18 protein-coding genes are annotated in these 20,025 nt (G+C 43.4%); 12 read left to right on the top strand and 6 right to left on the bottom strand.

Annotated features, from left to right (window positions below):
• The first annotated feature begins 70 nt into the window (after positions 1-70).
• The 3 genes from HYN43_RS26170 to HYN43_RS26180 are packed head-to-tail and all read left to right on the top strand — an operon-like array spanning position 71 to position 2,803.
• Positions 71-571, top strand: coding sequence for a heavy-metal-associated domain-containing protein (locus tag HYN43_RS26170; protein WP_119406825.1), 501 nt, complete (start codon positions 71-73; stop codon positions 569-571).
• Between the two features lie 26 nt (positions 572-597).
• On the top strand, positions 598-1,398 hold the full coding sequence (locus HYN43_RS26175) for a hypothetical protein (RefSeq protein ID WP_119406826.1): 801 nt from the start codon (positions 598-600) through the stop codon (positions 1,396-1,398).
• Between the two features lie 13 nt (positions 1,399-1,411).
• Entirely contained in the window at positions 1,412-2,803 is a 1,392-nt protein-coding gene (locus HYN43_RS26180; protein ID WP_119406827.1) for a hypothetical protein, read from the top strand.
• 107 nt (positions 2,804-2,910) lie between these two features.
• Here the strand turns inward: HYN43_RS26180 and HYN43_RS26185 are convergent, their stop codons facing one another.
• On the bottom strand, positions 2,911-3,957 hold the full coding sequence (locus HYN43_RS26185) for an IS110 family RNA-guided transposase (RefSeq protein ID WP_119406621.1): 1,047 nt from the start codon (positions 3,955-3,957) through the stop codon (positions 2,911-2,913).
• Between the two features lie 426 nt (positions 3,958-4,383).
• Positions 4,384-4,956 (bottom strand): porin family protein, encoded by a 573-nt coding sequence (locus HYN43_RS26190; protein WP_119409128.1) that lies wholly within the window; start codon positions 4,954-4,956, stop codon positions 4,384-4,386.
• Between the two features lie 196 nt (positions 4,957-5,152).
• Between HYN43_RS26190 and HYN43_RS26195 the strand changes: the two genes are divergently transcribed.
• From HYN43_RS26195 to HYN43_RS26225, 7 genes are all read left to right on the top strand, one after another.
• Positions 5,153-5,368: a hypothetical protein gene (locus tag HYN43_RS26195; RefSeq protein WP_090532134.1), complete on the top strand. Its 216-nt coding sequence runs from the start codon at positions 5,153-5,155 to the stop codon at positions 5,366-5,368.
• A gap of 81 nt (positions 5,369-5,449) precedes the next feature.
• Positions 5,450-7,183 carry a S41 family peptidase gene (locus HYN43_RS26200; protein WP_342633819.1) on the top strand — a complete coding sequence of 578 codons (1,734 nt, stop codon included), beginning with the start codon at positions 5,450-5,452 and terminating at the stop codon, positions 7,181-7,183.
• 530 nt (positions 7,184-7,713) lie between these two features.
• Complete coding sequence (locus tag HYN43_RS26205; RefSeq protein ID WP_119406828.1) at positions 7,714-8,205, top strand: hypothetical protein; 492 nt, start codon at positions 7,714-7,716, stop codon at positions 8,203-8,205.
• Between the two features lie 251 nt (positions 8,206-8,456).
• Positions 8,457-9,332, top strand: a complete 876-nt coding sequence (locus HYN43_RS26210; RefSeq protein WP_119409130.1) for an OmpA/MotB family protein — start codon at positions 8,457-8,459, stop codon at positions 9,330-9,332.
• Positions 9,333-9,699: 367 nt separating this feature from the next.
• The gene (locus tag HYN43_RS26215) at positions 9,700-10,251 is read left to right on the top strand and encodes a hypothetical protein (protein WP_205589830.1); all 552 of its coding nucleotides are present in this window, start codon (positions 9,700-9,702) and stop codon (positions 10,249-10,251) included.
• A gap of 117 nt (positions 10,252-10,368) precedes the next feature.
• Positions 10,369-11,025 (top strand): metal-dependent transcriptional regulator, encoded by a 657-nt coding sequence (locus tag HYN43_RS26220; RefSeq protein ID WP_119409131.1) that lies wholly within the window; start codon positions 10,369-10,371, stop codon positions 11,023-11,025.
• A 137-nt stretch (positions 11,026-11,162) separates the two neighbouring features.
• Positions 11,163-11,858, top strand: a complete 696-nt coding sequence (locus HYN43_RS26225) for a molybdopterin-dependent oxidoreductase (protein WP_119409132.1) — start codon at positions 11,163-11,165, stop codon at positions 11,856-11,858.
• Between the two features lie 207 nt (positions 11,859-12,065).
• Here the strand turns inward: HYN43_RS26225 and HYN43_RS26230 are convergent, their stop codons facing one another.
• The gene (locus HYN43_RS26230; RefSeq protein WP_119406829.1) at positions 12,066-12,560 is read right to left on the bottom strand and encodes a hypothetical protein; all 495 of its coding nucleotides are present in this window, start codon (positions 12,558-12,560) and stop codon (positions 12,066-12,068) included.
• 161 nt (positions 12,561-12,721) lie between these two features.
• On the opposite strand from HYN43_RS26230, the gene HYN43_RS26235 reads away from it, so the two are divergent.
• Positions 12,722-14,272 carry a tetratricopeptide repeat protein gene (locus tag HYN43_RS26235; RefSeq protein ID WP_119406830.1) on the top strand — a complete coding sequence of 517 codons (1,551 nt, stop codon included), beginning with the start codon at positions 12,722-12,724 and terminating at the stop codon, positions 14,270-14,272.
• Between the two features lie 80 nt (positions 14,273-14,352).
• Here the strand turns inward: HYN43_RS26235 and HYN43_RS26240 are convergent, their stop codons facing one another.
• Positions 14,353-15,336, bottom strand: a complete 984-nt coding sequence (locus tag HYN43_RS26240; RefSeq protein ID WP_119406831.1) for a pyruvate dehydrogenase complex E1 component subunit beta — start codon at positions 15,334-15,336, stop codon at positions 14,353-14,355.
• A 367-nt stretch (positions 15,337-15,703) separates the two neighbouring features.
• Here HYN43_RS26240 and HYN43_RS26250 point away from each other — a divergent pair, with 367 nt between their 5' ends.
• The gene (locus tag HYN43_RS26250) at positions 15,704-17,608 is read left to right on the top strand and encodes a DUF4153 domain-containing protein (RefSeq protein WP_119406833.1); all 1,905 of its coding nucleotides are present in this window, start codon (positions 15,704-15,706) and stop codon (positions 17,606-17,608) included.
• An 11-nt stretch (positions 17,609-17,619) separates the two neighbouring features.
• Here HYN43_RS26250 and HYN43_RS26255 read toward each other — a convergent pair whose 3' ends face one another.
• Together HYN43_RS26255 and pdxA are read right to left on the bottom strand one after the other, a co-directional pair.
• Entirely contained in the window at positions 17,620-18,807 is a 1,188-nt protein-coding gene (locus HYN43_RS26255) for a DUF5009 domain-containing protein (RefSeq protein ID WP_162996635.1), read from the bottom strand.
• A gap of 84 nt (positions 18,808-18,891) precedes the next feature.
• Entirely contained in the window at positions 18,892-19,947 is a 1,056-nt protein-coding gene (pdxA, locus tag HYN43_RS26260) for a 4-hydroxythreonine-4-phosphate dehydrogenase PdxA (RefSeq protein WP_119406835.1), read from the bottom strand.
• Between the last annotated feature and the right edge of the window lie 78 nt (positions 19,948-20,025).

Raw genomic sequence — 20,025 nt, forward strand, 5'->3', positions numbered from 1 at the left:
TTTTAATTGTTTAACCCCGATAAACCTTATCCACAGTTTATTCTCAAACAGTTAATTAAAAAAGATCAACATGAAAGCTCTAAAAATATTTGTCATCATATTCGCCCTGTCGGTAACCGCGGCAAAAGCCCAATTTACTAAAGCCGAATTACAGGTTAGCGGTTTAACCTGCGCCCTTTGCGCCAAATCAACCGAAAAAGCCCTGCGCACATTACCCTTTGTAGGCGAAATTAAAACCGATCTGATCCGTAATACCTATATCATCACTTTTAAAAATGATGTTCCGGTAAACTTCGAGCAGATCAGCAAAAAAGTACAGGGTTCAGGCTTTTCGGTTAACAGTTTAAAAGCTACCTACAATTTTGCCAACACCAAAGTGGCCGAAAGCAAGTTTACCTACGGCGGCGATACCTATCACCTGCTTAATGCCGGCGATAAATCATTTACCGGCGATGTTAATGTAACCGTGGTTGATAACGGTTTCGCACCAAAATCAGTATCCAAAAAATACCTGAGCCAGGTTACCGACGCTACACCTGCAAGTGGCAGGGTTTATCATTTAGCTATCTAAGCCTCTTCATTTAAATTTTATTTTTTATGAAGAAGATCTTATTGGCTGTTTGCCTTATAGCTATAGCCTGCCCTTTATTCGCGCAGGAACTGTATGTAAATACCGAGCCTGCCAGCAATATGGCCACCAACTCGTTAGGCCTGCGCCTTGAAAACCAGGGCTACTTTAAACCCGATTTTAAAAACCGCAGCACGTTTGAGGGAATGTATGGCCTTAGCCGGTCGGTAATGGTGCATGGCTCGTTGTACACTTCAAACTACTACAGCAGCGGGCAGCATTTCGAAGGCGGCAGTGTGTACGCCAAATTTAGGTTTTTATCTGTCGATACCGTACAGCAGCACTTTAGGGGGGCTGTATTTGCCAAAGTTTCGAGCATTAACAACCCGATAGTTAACCAGGAAATCACCCTCGAGGGCGATAACAGTGGCTTGCAAAGCGGTGTTGTGTTTACGCAGCTTTTGCATAAACTGGCGCTTTCGGGTTCGGTGAGTTATCTGCATGCGTTTGATAATCGCGGAGGCTATAGCCTGCCGGATGGGCAGGCCCGTAACGCGGCTGCTTATACCCTATCGGGTGGATACCTGCTGCTACCGCGCAAGTACCGCGATTACAGCCAAACCAATCTTAACCTGTATGTGGAACTGCTGGGTAAAACCAATCCGGGCAAAGGCCAAAGCTATCTCGACGTAGCCCCTGCCGTGCAGTTTATATTCAACAGTACGTTCAGACTCGATTTTTCGTACCGTACCCCTATTTATAATGATATGGTGCGCAACACTAAAAACATGTACCTCATCAGGCTGGAGTACAATTTGTTTAACCTTTAACCCTATATCTGCTATGAAATATACGTTACTGGTTGCTGTGCTGTTGATAAGCACGGCAACCTTCGCCCAGCATCACCATGAAATGAACATGACCGATAGCGCGAAGAAAAACCTGAACATGAAAAGCACCAAACCCATGATGATGGATGGTATGGATATGGGCGATATGAAAATGGATACCCCCATGCGTCACCACATGATGATGACCAGCCAGTTCTCGCGCGACTTGCCCATGAACCGCGATGGTTCCGGAACATCATGGGTGCCGGATGAAACGCCGATGTATGCCTACATGATTCACGGTAAAAAATGGATGAGTATGGTACATGGCAGTTTTTTTGCCCGCTACAACAACCAGGATTTGTTTAACAACGGCAAACGCGGCGGTAAAAACAAGTTTGATGTACCCAACTGGCTCATGTTTATGACACAGCGCAAGGTTGGTTCGGGCGGTTTGTTTTCGGTAAATACCATGTTCTCGTTCGATCCTTTTTTGGTGGGCGCCGGCGGCTATCCGTTGCTTTATCAAACCGGCGAATCATACCAGGGGCATAAACTGGTTGATAAGCAACACCCGCACGATTTGTTTGCCGAACTGAGCGTGGCCTATACCCAGCGCGTGGCCAAAGATGCCGACATCTCCCTTTCGGTAGGTTATCCCGGCGAACCGGCTTTGGGGCCACCGGTGTTTATGCACCGGCTTTCGGCCATGAATAATCCGGATGCTCCGCTGGGTCACCATTACCAGGATGCAACGCACATTACCTTTGGTGTGGCCACTTTGAGTTTCAGGATTAAAAATGTAAAACTGGAGGGCTCCATATTTACCGGCCGCGAACCGGATGAGTACCGTTATAATTTTGATAAGGCAAGGTTTGATTCGTACTCGGTACGCTTATCCTGTAACCCATCCAAAGAATGGGCCCTGCAGGTATCCGATGGCTGGATTCACAGCCCGGAAGAAGCTGAACCGCAGCAAAACGTAAACAGGTTTACCGCATCGGCCATCCATACCAAAATGCTGGGCAACAACAGCTATGTGGCAACAACGTTGGTTTACGGGCAAAACCATTATTCGGATAACAAGCGTACACAACCATCGGTATTGCTCGAAAACACTTTCCAACTCAATAAAACAGCTATTTATGGCCGGTATGAATTTGTACAGAAAGACGCCCACGAGCTCGACCTGGAAGAACAGCTCCCGCTCGACCCTAATTTAAATATCAACGCTTTAACGCTGGGTGTTAACCGGATCTTGGGCAGCTTTAAAAGCACCAACGTAACAGGAGGGTTACAGGCTACGCTTAACGTTTCGCCATCGGCATTAAAACCGCTTTATGGTAGTTCGCCGGTTGGGTTTGAGGTTTATTTAAGGATAACGCCGGCTATGATGAAGATGTAATTTTTTATGTAGAGATTCTGTGTTAACATCAAATAATTTTTAGATTTGTTTATTAAGGCGGCACAAGCCAGCCAGATTAGGGCGGTTCATCTTATGATGTCACCGCTCTAACTATTTATAACTACTTTTTCGTTCTCTGTTACTTTGTTCAGGAATTTGGGATCATATTTAATATCAGTTTTCCAAACGATATAGATGAGCCCCAGTAGCTTTCTTTGTACCGCAACAGCTGCCTTCATCTTAATACCGTGTTTACTTACCAGCCGAATAAATACAGCTTTAAACCGATCGTCATGCCTGATGGCTGCTAATGCCGGCATATACATGGCTTTACGTAAGTGCCTGTTCCCTCTTTTTGATATTTTGGATTTTCCTTTTACCGATGAGCCGGATTGCTTTTCCTTTACATCAAATCCCGCATAGCTTTCGATTTGCTTTTTACTTTTAATCAGGTTAAAGCCATTGGTTTCTGCCATGGTAATTATGGCTGTAAGCTTCCCAACCCCTGGTATTGTGCTGATATTGTTTATCTTTTCAACCAATTCCTTATCCTTTTTGATTATTTCAGCGAGGTCTGCTTTAATTTCCTTTTCCTGTTCATTGAATAACCGGATGCGTTGGTGTAGCCTGGCTATGCTTCTTTCGTTGGGAAACGCTTCTGCATTTTCTGCATGCAGTTGATTTTTAGCTACCGTACGTTCTGCGATTATCTGATTCCTTTCGCGTGTCAATTGTTTAAGGTCTCTGAATATTTTTTTTGGTGGTTGCCATAAACTAATCTTCTTTTCCAGTCCAAACTGGCAGATAGCCTGTGATGCTGTTTTGTCGGTGACCGTTTTTGTTTCGAGTGACTTAGCATAATTGTTGATCTTATTAGGAAGTACAATACTTACTTCATAGCCCAGGCCTGAAAGATGATACGCTAATTTTTCGTGATAAACGCCCGTTGCTTCCATTACAAACCGGACCTTTACCTGTTTATCCGTATGTTTCTTTATCCATACTTCTAAAGCAGAAAACCCAGATGGTTTATTGGCAAATGTTTTGAAAGCATAGATATCTGGTTCAATAGAATCATCCATACGTCCAAGAGAAACTACCAACTCTTTTTGAGCTACATCAATGCCTGCTACCTGTTTTAAAATTTTTGCCATCACTTATTAGGTTTGTATTTTCTTAAGTGAACAACCTTTCTTCGTCTTGTCTCCTGGTCGGATATCCTGAATATACAGACCTGCTGTATTCCTTACATTCTGTTCAGACTCTAAAAGGTAAAAAGAATGAGGCCTGATCTCTACATGTACATACTATAAAAGTTGTTTAGACGCGACCCAACTCTCATTCTTTTCACTTAAGATTTCTAATTTATTCCCTTTTTTATTTGATGACAAACATAGGAGACGCATCACATGCATCTACCGTAGGACAAGCCGCCATATTTAACGCGCAACGCTTAGCAAAACAGATCTGCATGCCGGAGACGCATGTGATGCGTCTCTACAAAAAACAGCCCGGTGGGTTATCCTGCCGGGCTGTTCTGTAAAATCTGCATTCGCAACTGCGAACACACTACCTGTGATTTAGAAAATTTTAAAGCCTACGCTCAAAGCCCAAAGGTTTTGGCGTTTGGCGAAGCTGTCGCTTACTTTAGTCAAACCTCCTTCGTAACGTAAATCGGCAGTGATGGAGCCGATATCAACACCGGCACCGGCCTGGAAACCGAAATTGCTTTTGTTAAAATTGTCGGCGGCATTACTGATGTTATTGCCCAGGCTTGTACTCTGATCAAGCGTGTAGGTATAAATAGGGCCTGCCATAATACGGAAGTTCAAATCTTTCTCGCCAAATGATTTACCGATTAATAACGGAACGTTCAGGTTAGTGAACCGTACTTTACCTTCAAAAGCGGTATTGTTTTGGTTCGATTCAAATTTGCCGCCGGTACCGCTCAGGTAAAGCTCGGGCTGAAAATAAAGGTCGTTACCCACGCGTGCAAATAAACCCGCCTGGTAGCCGGTTAGATTTTTGTCGCTGGCACCGTCAAATTTGATCTTTGAAAAATTGACACCACCTTTAACACCTAATGAGAACTGTGCTTTCGCGCTGATGCTTGCTGCTATCAGTATCAGCGCACTTAATAGATACTTTTTCATGTTTTTCATTTGTTAGTTGTAAAGCCCTTAACGCACTAATCCTTTAAAATTGTATGCGGCTTTACCATGTTAATTTATATTGGTTTATAACCCGGCCCATTTTTTGGCCGTATTAACATATAATCAATACCCGGGCCAAACATTTAAACATGCCCAACGGGTATTTTTTATATTTTTGCTGAAAATAAAATTGAACATGGCTGAGATCAGTATCACTAACAAGGATTGGGAACGTGTAAAGATCAAAATTCAACGCAAATACAACCACCTTACCGACGAACAGTTAAAATACAGCGAAGGACAGGAAGAAAGCTTGATTACCAAACTGATGGACCTGGTAAACCGCGATCGTAAATATGTGGTTTTCACCTTAAAAAAGGCTTTGGTTAATATCGATACCAACAGGCTGTAAAATAGGACACCCGGGTTATAAAAACTGGCTCGCTTTTTTGTATTTTTATTTTTTTTAGGATAAATGATGAAACAGGGTACAGTGAACAGAAAAGTATACAAAAGAGCTGGTTTATTTGCCGGGATAGCCATTTTGGCTACAGGCATATTAGCGTTTAATGACGACCTGTTTCAGATCTCTAAAAATTTGGATGTGTTTGCCTCGGTTTATAAAGAGGTAAACGTTAATTATGTCGACGATATCAATTCGGCCAAACTGGTAAAAACCGGTGTTGATGCCATGCTGGATGGCCTTGACCCTTATACCGAGTTTGTTCCCGAATCGGAAATAGAGGATTACAAACTGCATTATGTAAGCACGCAGTACGGCGGTATTGGTGCCAGCATTTTTTTACGTAACCAAAAGGTTTACGTATCTGATGTATTCGCCGGCTTCCCGGCTCAAAAAGGTGATGTACATCCCGGCGACCAGATCCTGAAGATAAACGATATCGACCTTAACGGGAAAGATAACGACCAGGTAAGCGCTTTGCTTAAAGGATCAAAAGGAGCTGCTATCAAACTGCTTATCAAACGCGACAATACGCCGCAGCCTTTCGAAAAAAACCTCATCCGCGATGAGATCAAGCAGCCTAACGTATCCTACTTTGGTATGGTTGACGGGAGCATGGGCTACATCAAACTGGATAAATTCCTCGAAAATTCGGCTGCCGAAGTTACCAATGCGCTTACCGAGTTAAAAAAGAAAAATCCTAACGGCATCATCCTCGATCTGCGCTCGAACGGGGGCGGTATTTTGCAGGAGGCCGTTAAAATTGTGAATCTTTTTGTGCAGAAGGATGTAGAGATCGTATCACAAAAAGGAAAAATCAAAGAAAAGAATTTCACTTACAGTACCATCAGCACACCGCTCGAAGCCGGTTTACCATTGGTAGTTTTGGTTAACAGCCACTCGGCTTCGGCAAGTGAAATTGTGGCCGGCTCGTTGCAGGATCTTGATCGTGCTGTTATTATCGGTCAGAGAAGTTACGGTAAAGGCCTGGTTCAGCAAACCTTTAACCTGCCATACAATAGCCTGGTTAAAATAACCATCGCCAAATACTATATTCCCTCAGGTCGTTGTATCCAGGAGCTTGATTATACGCACCGTAAGGATGATGGCAGCGTGCTGAAAGTTGCCGATTCGCTGATCCACGAGTTTAAAACCAAAAACGGCCGTTCGGTTTATGATGGCAGCGGCATTTACCCCGATTTATTTATTAAGCAGGAAAAATTTGCTAATGTAACCCAGGCATTAGTAGGCAAGTTGTTAATATTTGATTATGCCACCGTTTATCATGATAAGCACAACAAAATTTCGGACGCACGTTCGTTTAAACTAAGCGATGGTGAGTACAACGATTTTGTAAAATACCTGGCCGATAAAAATTACAGTTACACCACTTCATCCGAAAAAATACTGAATAAGCTGAAGGACGAAGCCTCGAAAGAAAAGCAGTTTACCGAAATCCAGGCCGAATACGACGGTCTGCGCGCCAAGCTCCTCGCCAGCAAAAAAAATGATCTTATTCAGCATAAAGATGAGATTAAACAGGTGCTGGAAAACGAAATAGCATCCCGCTACTACTACGAAAAGGGCCGTTACGAAACTAACTTTAAGTATGATAAAGAGCTGGCCCAGGCGGTTAAAACCATGCAGGATAAAGCCCAGCTGGCCTCTATATTAAAAGGCGAAGGCACTTACAAAGTTATTGGCAAACCTGTGTTGGCTATGGCCGGTAAAAAAGCTGCCGATAAGGATAGCGACGACGAGTAAGTCGGAAAACCGCTTTTAGAACACAAGTTGCCCCCGCCGTTGTTGGTGGTCGGAAGAAATAAAAAGCGGGGGAACGTGCGATTCCCTCCCTTGGGGGGGTGTAGGGAGGGGTTTATATGCCCTGCAAATCGACTATGCAAGCCGTATAAACCCCTCCCTGCCACTACGCCATCCAACCGCACCCCTCCCAAGGGAGGGAATTAAAAAATCTTCCGAACAGCTGTGGTGACAATACCAACAACTGCAGAGGCCTACAATGTTGCGTACTTCTGGCACGCAAAAATTCATTAATGCGTTTTCTACAAAGATATTGCACCTCTGGTGCAGCTTAGTAATTCTTTAACTCTAAAGAGATCGCTCTTTAGATACCCACTACAAATACAAACCAAAAACAATCAAAATACTATAAATCAATCACTTCAAAAACACACCCAACATTGTAACCAATTAGTTACCCGTTACAACACACATTGCACTAAACCTTAGTGGCCCTGTTATTGTCATACCTACAAACAAAACGATAACACACCATGAAAAAGATAATTTTAACAGCTGCCATTTTACTAAGCAGCTTAAGCGTAAAAATAGCCAGTGCCCAAATCAGTTTAAGTATTAACATTGGCAGCCAGCCCGAGTGGGGCCCTGTAGGTTATGATCGTGCCGATTATTATTACCTGCCCGATATTGATGCCTACTACGATATCAACGCCCACCAGTACGTTTACTTTGACAACAACGTTTGGGTGCACGGCGCTGTATTGCCTCCACGCTTTGGCAGCTATGATGTTTACCGCAGCTATAAGGTAGTGGTTAACGAGCGCACACCATGGGTACGTAACGATGTGTACAGGCGCAAATACGCTTCATACCGTGGCCGTCACGACCAGGTAGTGATTCGCGATAGCCGCGATGTTAAATACAAAAACCATTGGGTTGAAAAGAAAACCGTACGCAGGGTTGATGTGCGTGATAACCGTGGCCGCGGCCATGATGACGATCACGACCATGGCCACCGTCACTAAGTTTAATATTGTTGTATTTTGATTGTTTTTATGAAGGGCTGTCCTCTTTTGAGGACGGTCTTTTTTTATGCTAAACCCGTTATAGTTTGCTATGCGGGCCCTTATAGCTAATCGGCACAGAACTTGCCTTTAGTGTCACACTCCGGTTAATTTACGCGGGTATACTGTTGTTCTTCATAGTTTACATACATTATATCCGTTACTTAGTTAACTGGTTTATTGTTAAATTTAAAAAACCAAAAATTACCTTTATGAAATACCGGATCTCCTTTTTGGCGCTGCTTGCAGTAGCAGTTTTAGGCCAAAGTTGTGTAAGCAGCAAAAAGTACAAAGAACTGGACGCTAACTACACCCAATTACAAAACAGCACGCGCGATTTGAGCGTAAAATACCAAACCAGCGAGCAGGCTCTTGCCGTAGCCCGCAGCCGTAATCAAAGTTTGGAAGAGCAGATCAATCAGCAGAAAGCCAATGTGACCGCCCTGCAGGATGCCTTGAACAAATGTTTAAACTCCAGCAGCCAGGGTAACGTGAACATCTCTAAACTGGTTGATGAGATCAACAGCTCAAACCGCTACATTCAGCAACTGGTTAACGCCAAAAACAAAAGCGATTCGCTTAATATGGTGTTAACCAATAACCTTACCCGCTCGTTAACTCCGCAGGAAACACAGGATGTTGATGTGAAAGTATTAAAAGGCGTGGTTTACATTTCGCTGTCTGATAATATGCTGTACAAATCGGGTAGCTACGAAATTTCGGATAAAGCAGGCGCTACGCTAAGCAAAATTGCCAAAATCATTATGGATTACAGTAATTACGATGTGCTGATTGAAGGTAACACCGATAATGTGCCTATCTCGCAGAAAAATATCCGCAACAACTGGGATTTAAGTGCTTTGCGTGCTTCATCGGTAGTGCAGGCCCTGCAAACTACCTACCAGGTTGATCCTAAACGTTTAACTGCGGGTGGCCGTGGTGAGTACAATCCGATTGCCGATAACTCAACCCCGACAGGTAAAGCCCAAAACAGGCGTACGCAAATTATCATCACTCCAAAACTTGATCAGTTTATGGATTTGATCGGTAAAGCACCTGCTGAGCAACCTGCACCTGCAAAACAATAATTTTAAATAGCTCATCATTGGCTATCTGAAAAGCCGCTTCATTAAGGAGCGGCTTTTTTTGTATGCTTTAGTATACAAGTTTAATATTTGTCAGACCAGGGCATAGATAAATAGATAAGTGATTTCTAATCTAAAATTCTGTTTATGCGGATAGAAAAACAGAATTTTTAACTGTTAATAAGTTTAAATTAATTAATAAGGTAATGTATTGAAGAGGCTTTGTTTTCATGGTGCAGTAAGCCTCCACTACACTAAGCGGTTAAGGCTAATGGCACCGGTTTTGAGATAAAAGCCATAAGAGGTATCGAAAACGGTTAAACTATCATTACAAACCATAGTCATACCTATATAACTTATTACACGCTTTATGAAAAAGATCATTTTATCGGCAGCAATTTTACTAAGCTGCTTCACTGCAAAAATAGCTTCGGCACAGGTTAGTGTTGGTTTAGGAATCAATATAGGCAGCCAGCCAGATTGGGGGCCGGTGGGCTACGATTATGTTAACTATTATTACATGCCCGATATTGACGCTTATTATGATGTGCCTGCCCACAACTATGTATATTATGAAAATAACGTTTGGGTACACCGCAGGTATTTGCCTGTGAGGTATCGCAATTATAATGTGTACAACGGGTATAAGGTAGTGGTGAACGATCGTAACCCATGGTACCGCCATGCTTACTACAGGGATCACTACTATGGTTACCGCGGTCGTCATGATCAGGTTATTATCCGCAACAGCCGTGATGTGCGTTATGCTAATCACTGGCGCGGCGAAAACCGTTATGTAAGCCGTACAGTTGTTTACCGCGGCCATCATGATAATGGCTGGCATGGTGGCAACCCGGGTCGTGGCGGTTGGCACGGTGGTCATGGCCCAGGTCACGGTCCGGGCGGACATGGTCACCATTAATCAAAGTTCTTACAGCAGGCTTCCGTTTTGGGGGCCTGTTTTGTTTATAAATAATTACAATGTTAATAAGCCCCCCGCTTTTGCTTATGTTTGTATTTTATCAAATTTATTGCTGAGATGTATACGCTATCGGAAGAGAATTATTTAAAGGCCATTTACCGCCTTGCATCGCACGGCAAGGATTTTAAGATAACCCCCACTGCTATTTCCGAAACCCTGAACAACAACCCCGCATCGGTGGTTGATATGATCCGTAAGCTTACCGAAAAGCAGCTGATAGAATATGATAAAAAGAAAGGCGTAAGGCTTACCCCCCAGGGCCTTAAGGACGCCACACTGATAGTGCGCCGCCACCGCCTGTGGGAGGTTTTTTTACTGGAAAAACTGGGCTATCACTGGGACGAAATTCACGATATTGCCGAAGAACTGGAACACATTAACGATGCCACCCTGGCCGACAGGCTCGACAAGTTTTTAGGCTTCCCCGAATACGATCCCCACGGCGACCCTATCCCCAAGGCAAACGGCAAAGTACCCAAACCTTTTTCGGTAACCCTGTCTGACCTGAAGCCCGGCTCGCTAAGCCGCGTAGCCGCCGTACGCGATACCAGCAGCCCGTTTTTGCAATACCTGCAAAAACTGAACATCGGTATTGGTACCCGTATCCAGGTGATTGAAAAAATAAGCTATGATAACTCGCTGGTGATTAAAATTGACGATAGGGAAGATACCACCGTATCGCAAAAGTTTGGTGAGAATATTTTGGTGGATTGAGTTTGAGGGGAAAGCAGAAAGCTGAAAGCAAAAAGCGTTTTGTAGCTTTTTTTTAAACGGTTTAAGTTTATCGCTTTCGGCTTTAAGCCTTGAGCTTTCAGCTTTTCTACCTAACTTTATATGAAACCGCCGCCGCTATGGAAACACCGGATAAACTTGAAAAGATTATAGAAGCCCGCATGAAGCTGAAAGCCCGTTTTGAAGAAAAAATGAAGCTTACACCATCAGTTGCTGATGATACGCCCAAAGGATCAGGAAAACTCAACAGGCACGGCATGCCCGGTTTGCCTATTGGCCAAACAGCCACGTTTAAATGGCCCGTGCTTGATTTAGGTTATCATCCTAATATCCCTTTAGACAGATGGCGGCTTACTATAGACGGCGCCGTTGAAAACCCGGTTAAGTTAACCTGGAAACAGTTTATGGATTTGCCCCAAACCAAAGATACTTCAGATTTTCATTGCGTTACCACATGGTCTAAATTTGATATGCACTGGAAAGGCGTTAGTATGCTTGATTTGGCCGCGCTGGTTCATCCAAAAGAAAATGCAACCCACATTATGTGTTATGGTTATGATACTTACAGCACCAATATAGCTTTAGAGGAGGCTTTGAAGCCCGATGTTTTGCTGGTACACACCTTTGATGGCCAGCCACTGCCTGTTGAACACGGCGGACCTCTGCGGATGATAACCCCGCAGCTTTATGCCTGGAAAGGCAGCAAATGGATAAAGCGTATTGAATTTTTAACCGAAAATAAATTAGGCTTCTGGGAAGGCCGGGGTTACTCAAACACCGCCTACCCATGGCGTAATGACCGGTACGATGACTGAAGCTTAAAGCAAAAGCCGAAGGCTGAAAGCTTTTTACGCTTCAATCTTCGGCTGTGCTTTTATTGCTTTAAGCTTTATGCCTTCCGCTTTCAGCCCAAACTAAGGCTGTGCTTTTATTGCTTTAAGCTTTATGCCTTCCGCTTTCAGCTCAAACTAAGGCTGTGCTTTTATTGCTTTAAGCTTTATGCCTTCCGCTTTCAGCCCAAACTAAGGCTTTCCCGTTACTTTGGCAGATTCTGCCAGTTCGCCGTCAACATCCACATCAAAGTATAGGCGGTAAATTTCCCATTCGTTTTTGGGTTTGTAAAACATGAAAGTGATACGGGCGGGTTGTAACTCATGTTTAAGCAGGTAGCTGTACAGCACCAGGCTGTTTGATGCTTTGCGCTGCATAATAAGGTCTTTACCGATGTACTTGCCTATAATACTCCGCATCGAATCTATTTTAACAATAAGGCCTGTAAGGCGGGTTGAATCGATGTTTTTGTTGGTTTTAAAAATCTCGATAACTGCACGCGCTGTGCTTTGCTTATCGTACGCTTTAAAAAACTTATCAATATGGGCTTGCGCGCCCGGAGCAGCGGCAACTGCTGGTGTTGGTGTAGCTGCCGGCTGGGTTTGCGCTGCTGCGCTGCCTGCTATAATAAGTGCTGATATGAATAAAAAAAGTGGCTTAAATGCTTTAAAGTAGATGTATTGCATGTTCTGGAAAGTTAATTTTTAAAAGTAGGTATTTTTTGTAAAAACACAAGCAGCCATGCTTAAGTAACCCGAATATTGCGTTTAAAAAACAAACAGAAACCAGTAATTTTGAAACTTAAAAGCAATGCTTTATATTCAAATACTATAACCTGTCGCAATTAATGAAAAAGTGTTTTTGGGTTCTGCTTGTTGGTCTGTTAGTCCCCGGTGTGTTTAATGTTTACGGGCAAGCCGTTGATCATATAAAAATGGGCGATTCGCTTTATAACGCTAAAAGTTATGATAAAGCTATCGCAAGCTATTCGAAAGCTATCAATGCCAATAAACATAACAAAAATCTGCTTGCTAAATTATACGATAGCCGGGCTCAGTGCCAGCTTGACCTTCAGAACTTTATGGAGGCGATAGATGATGATAACGATGCCATCAAAGCCGACCCCTTATGTGCCGATGCTTACTGGACCAGGGCGGCAGCCTATTTTTTAAGCGGTCATATCCGCCAGTCTTCAGAAGATTATTCAAAGGCCGTTTTGTTTTTTTCGGGCGATAAGCCGCGGCTCTCTATCTTGTATGATAACCTTGGGATAAACGAAATTGCCCTGCAAAATTACCCCAAAGCAATTGAATATTTTACCAATGCCATTAGCGCCAACGGACAAAACGGCCCTGCTTACTGGCACCGGGCGCTGGCTTACAATGCCCAGGGCAATTATGAGCAGGCAGTTGACGATTATACTTCGGCAACCTTTTTTTACCAGGATAATCTTGCAGCGCTTGCCAAAATTTATAACAGCCGCGCCCTGGCCCGCGAAAACACCGAAAAAAACTGGGATGCCATTAATGACCTGAGTATGGCCATCCAGCTAAAACCTGCAAACGCCGATCTGTACTGGCGCCGCGGCATGGCCTATGAAAAGCATGGCGATTACCAGCTTGCCATTAATGATTACCGGCATCTCATTCCGCTTCATACCAACGATAAACAAAACTTAGCCATCCTTTATGAAAATTGTGCCGTTAATGAGAATAACCTGCATCAAACGGCAAAAGCAATCAACGATGTAAATAAAGCTATTGAGTTGTTTCCGCAGCGCGAGCATTTATACTGGATCAGGGCTGTGGCCTACAGCGATTCGGGTGAGTGCGCACTTGCCATAGCCGATTATAACAAGGCTTTGCCTTTTTATAAAACCGATAAAAAAACACAGGCCATCTTTTACAATAACATGGCCGCTAACGAACTCATTATTAAAGAAAACCAGAAAGGTATAAGCCACTGCACAACAGCAATAGCGCTATTACCGTTGTTTTGGCAGCCAATTTTTACACGCGGACGGCTTTATCTTAAATTAAACCAAAAAGACCTTGCCCTGAAGGATTTTAATGAGGTGATGACGCTTGATGGCACTAAACAATCTGCCGAGTACGTGTTTTCGCTATATTATACCGGCAATGCCGATTTGGCGGTTAGCACCATGCAAAAAAAGTTCCTGGCGTCATCAAACAGCGATCTTCCCGGCGATTATTATAACATGGCCTGCCTGCTATCCTTAATGAACAAGGCAACGGAGGCAAATATCTACCTGAAAAAAGCATTCGACCTGGGTTTCCTAAAAAAGTTTATCGCCCAGGATGAGCGTTTTGATAATATCCGCAAAACCCAGGATTATATAGCATTAATGGCTTCATCACAGCAGCCTGCAGGCCAATAAGAGCCTGTTGTAAAATATCCAAACAAAAAATGGCCGGTATTTGCACACCAGCCATTTTTTATATTTTCCGTTTGCTAAAATTACTTAGCTACGTACATTACTTCTTTTACTGCTTTAATTACCCTTTCCGGGTTTGGTAAAAACTCCTGGATTAAGGTAGGAGCATAAGGAAGCGGAACGTCGCCACCCATAATACGCAGGATAGGAGCGTCAAGATAATCAAATGCGTCTTTTTGTACTTTAAAGGCAACCTCGGTAGCAATAGAACCTAAAGGCCAGCTTTCTTCAACAATTACCAAACGGTTTGTTTTTTTAACCGATTCGATAACAGTAGGGTAATCGATAGGACGTACGGTACGCAGGTCGATCACTTCGGCGTTGATACCTTCTTTTGCCAGTTCGGCAGCAGCGGCTACAACCACTTTCATAATTTTGCCAAAGCCTACCAAAGTAACATCGGTACCTTCTTTAACCACTTTGGCTTTGCCCAGTGGTATATAGTAAGTTTCTTCAGGTACTTCGCCTTTATCGCCATACATCAATTCCGATTCCATGAAAATAACCGGATCCGGATCAAGGATAGCTGATTTTAATAAACCTTTAGCATCGTAAGGGTTTGATGGTACAACCACTTTTAAGCCCGGGCAGTTGGCATACCAGTTTTCAAAGCACTGGCTGTGCTGTGAGCTAAGCATCCCCGCGTTACCGGTTGGGCCACGGAACACAATTGGAACCGAAAACTGGCCACCGCTCATCGACATCATTTTGGCAGCGCCGTTGATGATCTGGTCGATAGCTACCAGCGAGAAGTTGAAGGTCATGAACTCGATGATAGGGCGTAAGCCGTTCATGGCCGAGCCAATACCTATACCCGCGAAACCTAATTCAGAGATAGGCGTATCTATAACACGTTTTGCGCCAAACTCATCCAGCATGCCCTGGCTTACTTTGTACGCGCCGTTATATTCGGCAACCTCTTCACCCATCAGGTATATATTTCCGTCGCTGCGCATTTCTTCGACCATGGCCTCTCTTAGCGCTTCTCTGAATTGTATTTCTCTCATTATAATAAAATGATGTTTTTTGCGACCGCAAATATAAACACTAATGTGTTAAATGCAATTAACGGTGGTATGCTATTGATTTTTAATACATATATTTTACATTTTTTGTTTGGGATTGCACCGATTGGAGGATTGATTACACCGATTATGTTGAACCTGGATTTGTGGGATGGGCGGGATTATGTCTGAACCGGAATTTATAGAATTAAGAAATGAGCAGAGTGCCCGGCAAATTCTATAAATTCTAATAATTCCCCCAAATTCGAGTTCAGACAAAAAAAACGGTGTAATCCCCAAAAACAAATCCGAAATCGAACATCTGAATTCCGAAATCAAAGTACTACATTAGCTCCCAAACCTTATACAAATGAAATTTCCATCCATAAAAAACCTGGCGCAAAGTGCTGGCAATACCATAAAACGTTATCCGCTCGAAACACTTTTCGCCCTAACCGGCACCATAGCCGCAACAGTTAAAATTGAACTCGACCGGCTGAACCTGAACACCGAAAACTGGTGTATGCGCATCATCATGGTCGCCAATCTGGGTTTCCTGTTATGCTTATCGGCCACGCTATACGCACAAAGCAAAAACTGGGGCGCCGGTAAAAAGGCCGGCATAAAAATAGCCGCGGCAATAATAGCTGCCAGCATCATCTTTATTCTTGACCCGCCCAACCGCGAAGCTGATTACGTGCGCTTTTTTCTGTTGAGTTTGGCATTTCACCTAATGGTATCGTTCGCGGCTTTTACCGGCAAGGGACATATACAGGGCTTTTGGCAGTTTAACAAAACGCTGTTTTTACGCATTTTAGCCAGCATGTTGTACGGTGTGGTATTGTTTGCAGGTTTATCGGCGGCAATAGGCGCTACCAACTTCCTGTTTAACTTTAAATTTGAATATGATACTTATTTCATTTTATGGGTATGGATTACGGGGATGTTTACCACCATATTCTTTTTGGCAGGCGTGCCTATCGATACCAAAGCGCTTGATGAAGATGAAAGCTATCCCAAAGGTTTAAAAATTTTTACACAGTACGTGCTCATTCCACTATCAACTGTATATGTATTCATCCTGCTGGCTTATGAAATTAAAATATTAATTGAATGGAAATTACCCAAAGGCACGGTATCAAACCTGATACTGGGTTATGCAGTATTCGGTATCCTATCCTTGCTGCTGGTATACCCCATCCGCGAGCAAACCGAAAACAAATGGCTTAAAACCTATGCCCGTAGTTTTTATTTTTTACTAATTCCTTTACAAGGTTTGCTGTTTGTGGCTGTGGGCACAAGGGTATTTAGCTATGGCGTAACCGAGTTCAGGTATTTTTTAATTGTGCTGGCTGTTTGGCTGCTGGGTATTTCGCTGTACTTTTTGTTGTTTAAAAAACAGAATATTAAGCTTATTCCCATGTCGCTTGCCGTGTTAACCCTATTGAGTATTTACGGGCCGCAAAGCGCGTTTACCACAAGTATGTATTCGCAGAGGCGTATGGTGGTTAGTTTTTTTAAAAAGCATAACGCTTTTAAAAACGGATACCTGGTACCGGTTGATAGTACAAAGATCAGCAAATTGCAAGGAGGCCAGGCGGTTGACAGGTTAAGCTATTTTGTTGACAAATATGACCTTGTTGCTTTGCAGCCATATTTTAAAAGAAATCTGCAACTGGTAGCCGATTCAATAGCCGGTAAAAAAGATGCCGAGGGTGATCTCACCTACTACCGGAGCGGACTTCGCGATGCAAAATATGAATGGGCGAAAAAAACACTTGGTTTAAATCGCTTTGAAAAATATTACGCTTATGGGGATACAACGGGACATGGAGAAGCCATCGATAATGAGTATTTTCTTTATCAAAAAAACAACATCACTGTTGTAAAAGATTATGATTTTATGTTGTCCACTGATCAATCGGCTGATAGCGTTATAAATAATTATAACGGGATGAAAATTATGCAAACCCATATTGATCAGAAAGTTTTTATTTTGAAAGTAAATGATGAATCTTTTCAATTCGAACCCATTCAAATTGTTAATAAATTGGTTGCTGATACGGTAAAGATGAAGGCTTTTGGACGAAAAGAAAACAGCCAGCTATATGCTACTCAAACGTATGATGTCCCGGCTTATTTAATGCAAATCACTAAGGAAAGCCCAAGGTACAAGGTTTCTTTATTATTCGATGAAATAACTTTTAAGCGAAAACTGAAAGGCAAACTCGAGTTGTTAGCGGTTTCGGGCCAATATCTTGTTAAAGTGAAGTAGTGGATAAGCTTTTATATCTTCAACCTGATATTGATCTTATCAAGCAACCCGGTAAGCCATACCATCACAAAAGCGAATATAACGCATTTGATCAATCCGCCTATGCCCTGGCTAAAGTATTCGGGGTAGCCGATGCGGGTCATTTCATAAATGGGATAGAACAGGAATGGGACGATGTAGCAGGTAAAAGTATTGGTGCCGGCGGGTTCAATCACCTTAAACCAATCGTACTTGTTTTTAACATCAACCAGGTAAATGAAAAAGGCATACACCACCAGGCTGATGCCGGTACAGATCAATACCCACGATGGCGTGTCGCGTTCTTTAGAGATGCCGCCGCTAAAGTAACGCACTATAAAGCCGAGGTTAAACAGGATAATGGCTATCAATATCATGGCCACCCAAAGCATTTTCATTTCGTTGTTAGCCTTGAGGCGCATGTACAGTACCGAAACAAATACCCCGGCCATGGTGAACGATTGCATGGCCCCGTTGCCGGCTATCCAGATATAACCCTGCAGCTTGTCGATAAAATCTAAAAAGCCGAAATGTACATCGAGGTTAAAAAACATGAAAAACATCCAGGCCGCCAGCTGGATCCAGAGGTGGCCTTCTGAGTAATAATAAATCAAAGCGCAAAGCATGTAAGCCCAGCCTATCAGCCCTAAAATGCCCCACCAGGTAAAGTGCAGCCAGGTATGGCCCGGATCGCTGGTTTTATAAAGCGCGGCCATGGCAATGAGCAGCACAATGCCGAAGCCTTGTAACAGATATCGTCGTAGGGGCGGGGTATCCCTACCGTAATCTAAAAAAATGAAAAAGAAACTGAAGGTTACCAGGCTTTCCCACACGGGTTTGGGCAGCAGGGTTGTGGCCTCGTTATATGTTTCCATATTGGCGTGGAAAAAGCCGATAAAGATAAGCGAGAACGAACGGCTTACCACCCGCGACAGCAGTTTGAAGTTATCGCCCTGTTTTAACCTGTTTTGAAAAGCAAAGGGAATGGATAAACCCACAATGAACAAAAACGCCGGAAAAATGGTGTCTGCCAAGCCAAGCGCGTCAACGTTCTCGCCTGCGTGTTTTAGCCATGTTGGGGTATTCGGAATGCCATCCAGGTCATTCACAAATATCATCAGGAACATTGTTACTGCGCGGAAAGCATCAATTGAACGTATACGACTCAGAAAACTACTCATTCAGACATGTAAAATGCAGAAGCAGGGCAAATGTTTTAATTTAACGGCAATTAAATTGAAACATTGCTATTACAAGCCTGTTTTTTAGTCGCGGTCGCGGCTCAGTTTGCTAAATGCAAGCGGGTTTTCGTTCAGTTCAAGGCCTTCGCGGCGGTGTTTTACAATATGTATAGCTGTGAATAAAGCTTCGCGGAAAGAGATTTCGGAAGCCTGATTTTTTCCGGCAATGTCATACGCCGTACCATGATCGGGCGAGGTGCGCACAAAGTTTAAGCCCGCCGTAAAGTTAACACCCGATTCGAAGGCGATCTGTTTAAAGGGGATCAGGCCCTGGTCGTGATACATGGCCAGCACGGCATCAAACTGCAGGTAAGTGCCGTTGGCAAAAAAGCCATCGGCCGAATACGGGCCAAAAGCGAGGATGTTATTATTACGGGCCTCTTCAATAGCCGGGATAATGATCTCTTTTTCTTCGCTGCCGATAAGGCCGTTATCGCCCGCATGCGGGTTAAGGCCCAGTACGGCAATTTTTGGTTTACGCACCCAAAAATCGTTCTGCAAGCTGTGGTTCATCAGCTTTAGCTTGGCCAGTATTTTTTCGGCGGTAATGCTTTCGGCTATTTTTGATACCGGGATGTGGCCCGTAACCACGCCAACACGCAATGTATCGCTCACCAAAAACATCAGCGATTCGGCCGCGCCATCGTACTGTTGTAAATATTCGGTATGACCGGGGAAGTTAAATTTATCGTTCTGGATATTATCCTTATTGATAGGCGCGGTAACCAGGGCATCGATATAGCCTTCCTTCAAATCATAAACGGCCCGTTCCAACGATTTAAAGGCATATTTGCCGCCGGTTTCGGTAACCTGGCCCAGCTCAATCTTCACATCCTCATCCCAGCAGTTAATCATGTTGGGTTTGCGGAAATGAGTTTGAGAGGGATCATTGATCACCAAAAAATTGAGCTCGTTAACATGGGTAGCCCTGCGGTGGAATGATGCCACCTTGGTATGGCCGTAAACTATCGGCGTGCAATAATCATAAATTTTGCTATCGGCCAAAGTTTTAATAATTATTTCCAAACCGATGCCGTTTACATCGCCAATGCTGATCCCTATTTTTAATTTGTCGCTCATTTTTTTATGTGGTTTCACCGATTAAATGATGATTTCACCGATTTTTGGGGTGATTCCATTGATTTTAACCGCGATAAT

Source organism: Mucilaginibacter celer (genome assembly GCF_003576455.2).
GTDB classification, from domain to species: Bacteria; Bacteroidota; Bacteroidia; order Sphingobacteriales; family Sphingobacteriaceae; genus Mucilaginibacter; species Mucilaginibacter celer.

Excerpts from the sequence above, each read along its gene's own strand:
- HYN43_RS26175 (WP_119406826.1), top strand. The coding sequence starts at position 598 with ATGAAGAAGATCTTATTGGCTGTTTGCCTTATAGCTATAGCCTGCCCT.
- HYN43_RS26235 (WP_119406830.1), top strand. The coding sequence starts at position 12,722 with ATGAAAAAGTGTTTTTGGGTTCTGCTTGTTGGTCTGTTAGTCCCCGGT.
- HYN43_RS26240 (WP_119406831.1), bottom strand. The coding sequence starts at position 15,336 with ATGAGAGAAATACAATTCAGAGAAGCGCTAAGAGAGGCCATGGTCGAA.
- HYN43_RS26255 (WP_162996635.1), bottom strand. The coding sequence starts at position 18,807 with ATGAGTAGTTTTCTGAGTCGTATACGTTCAATTGATGCTTTCCGCGCA.
- HYN43_RS26180 (WP_119406827.1), top strand. The coding sequence starts at position 1,412 with ATGAAATATACGTTACTGGTTGCTGTGCTGTTGATAAGCACGGCAACC.
- HYN43_RS26205 (WP_119406828.1), top strand. The coding sequence starts at position 7,714 with ATGAAAAAGATAATTTTAACAGCTGCCATTTTACTAAGCAGCTTAAGC.
- HYN43_RS26195 (WP_090532134.1), top strand. The coding sequence starts at position 5,153 with ATGGCTGAGATCAGTATCACTAACAAGGATTGGGAACGTGTAAAGATC.
- HYN43_RS26250 (WP_119406833.1), top strand. The coding sequence starts at position 15,704 with ATGAAATTTCCATCCATAAAAAACCTGGCGCAAAGTGCTGGCAATACC.
- HYN43_RS26185 (WP_119406621.1), bottom strand. The coding sequence starts at position 3,957 with ATGGCAAAAATTTTAAAACAGGTAGCAGGCATTGATGTAGCTCAAAAA.
- HYN43_RS26170 (WP_119406825.1), top strand. The coding sequence starts at position 71 with ATGAAAGCTCTAAAAATATTTGTCATCATATTCGCCCTGTCGGTAACC.
- HYN43_RS26190 (WP_119409128.1), bottom strand. The coding sequence starts at position 4,956 with ATGAAAAAGTATCTATTAAGTGCGCTGATACTGATAGCAGCAAGCATC.
- HYN43_RS26230 (WP_119406829.1), bottom strand. The coding sequence starts at position 12,560 with ATGCAATACATCTACTTTAAAGCATTTAAGCCACTTTTTTTATTCATA.
- pdxA (WP_119406835.1), bottom strand. The coding sequence starts at position 19,947 with ATGAGCGACAAATTAAAAATAGGGATCAGCATTGGCGATGTAAACGGC.
- HYN43_RS26225 (WP_119409132.1), top strand. The coding sequence starts at position 11,163 with ATGGAAACACCGGATAAACTTGAAAAGATTATAGAAGCCCGCATGAAG.
- HYN43_RS26215 (WP_205589830.1), top strand. The coding sequence starts at position 9,700 with ATGAAAAAGATCATTTTATCGGCAGCAATTTTACTAAGCTGCTTCACT.
- HYN43_RS26210 (WP_119409130.1), top strand. The coding sequence starts at position 8,457 with ATGAAATACCGGATCTCCTTTTTGGCGCTGCTTGCAGTAGCAGTTTTA.
- HYN43_RS26220 (WP_119409131.1), top strand. The coding sequence starts at position 10,369 with ATGTATACGCTATCGGAAGAGAATTATTTAAAGGCCATTTACCGCCTT.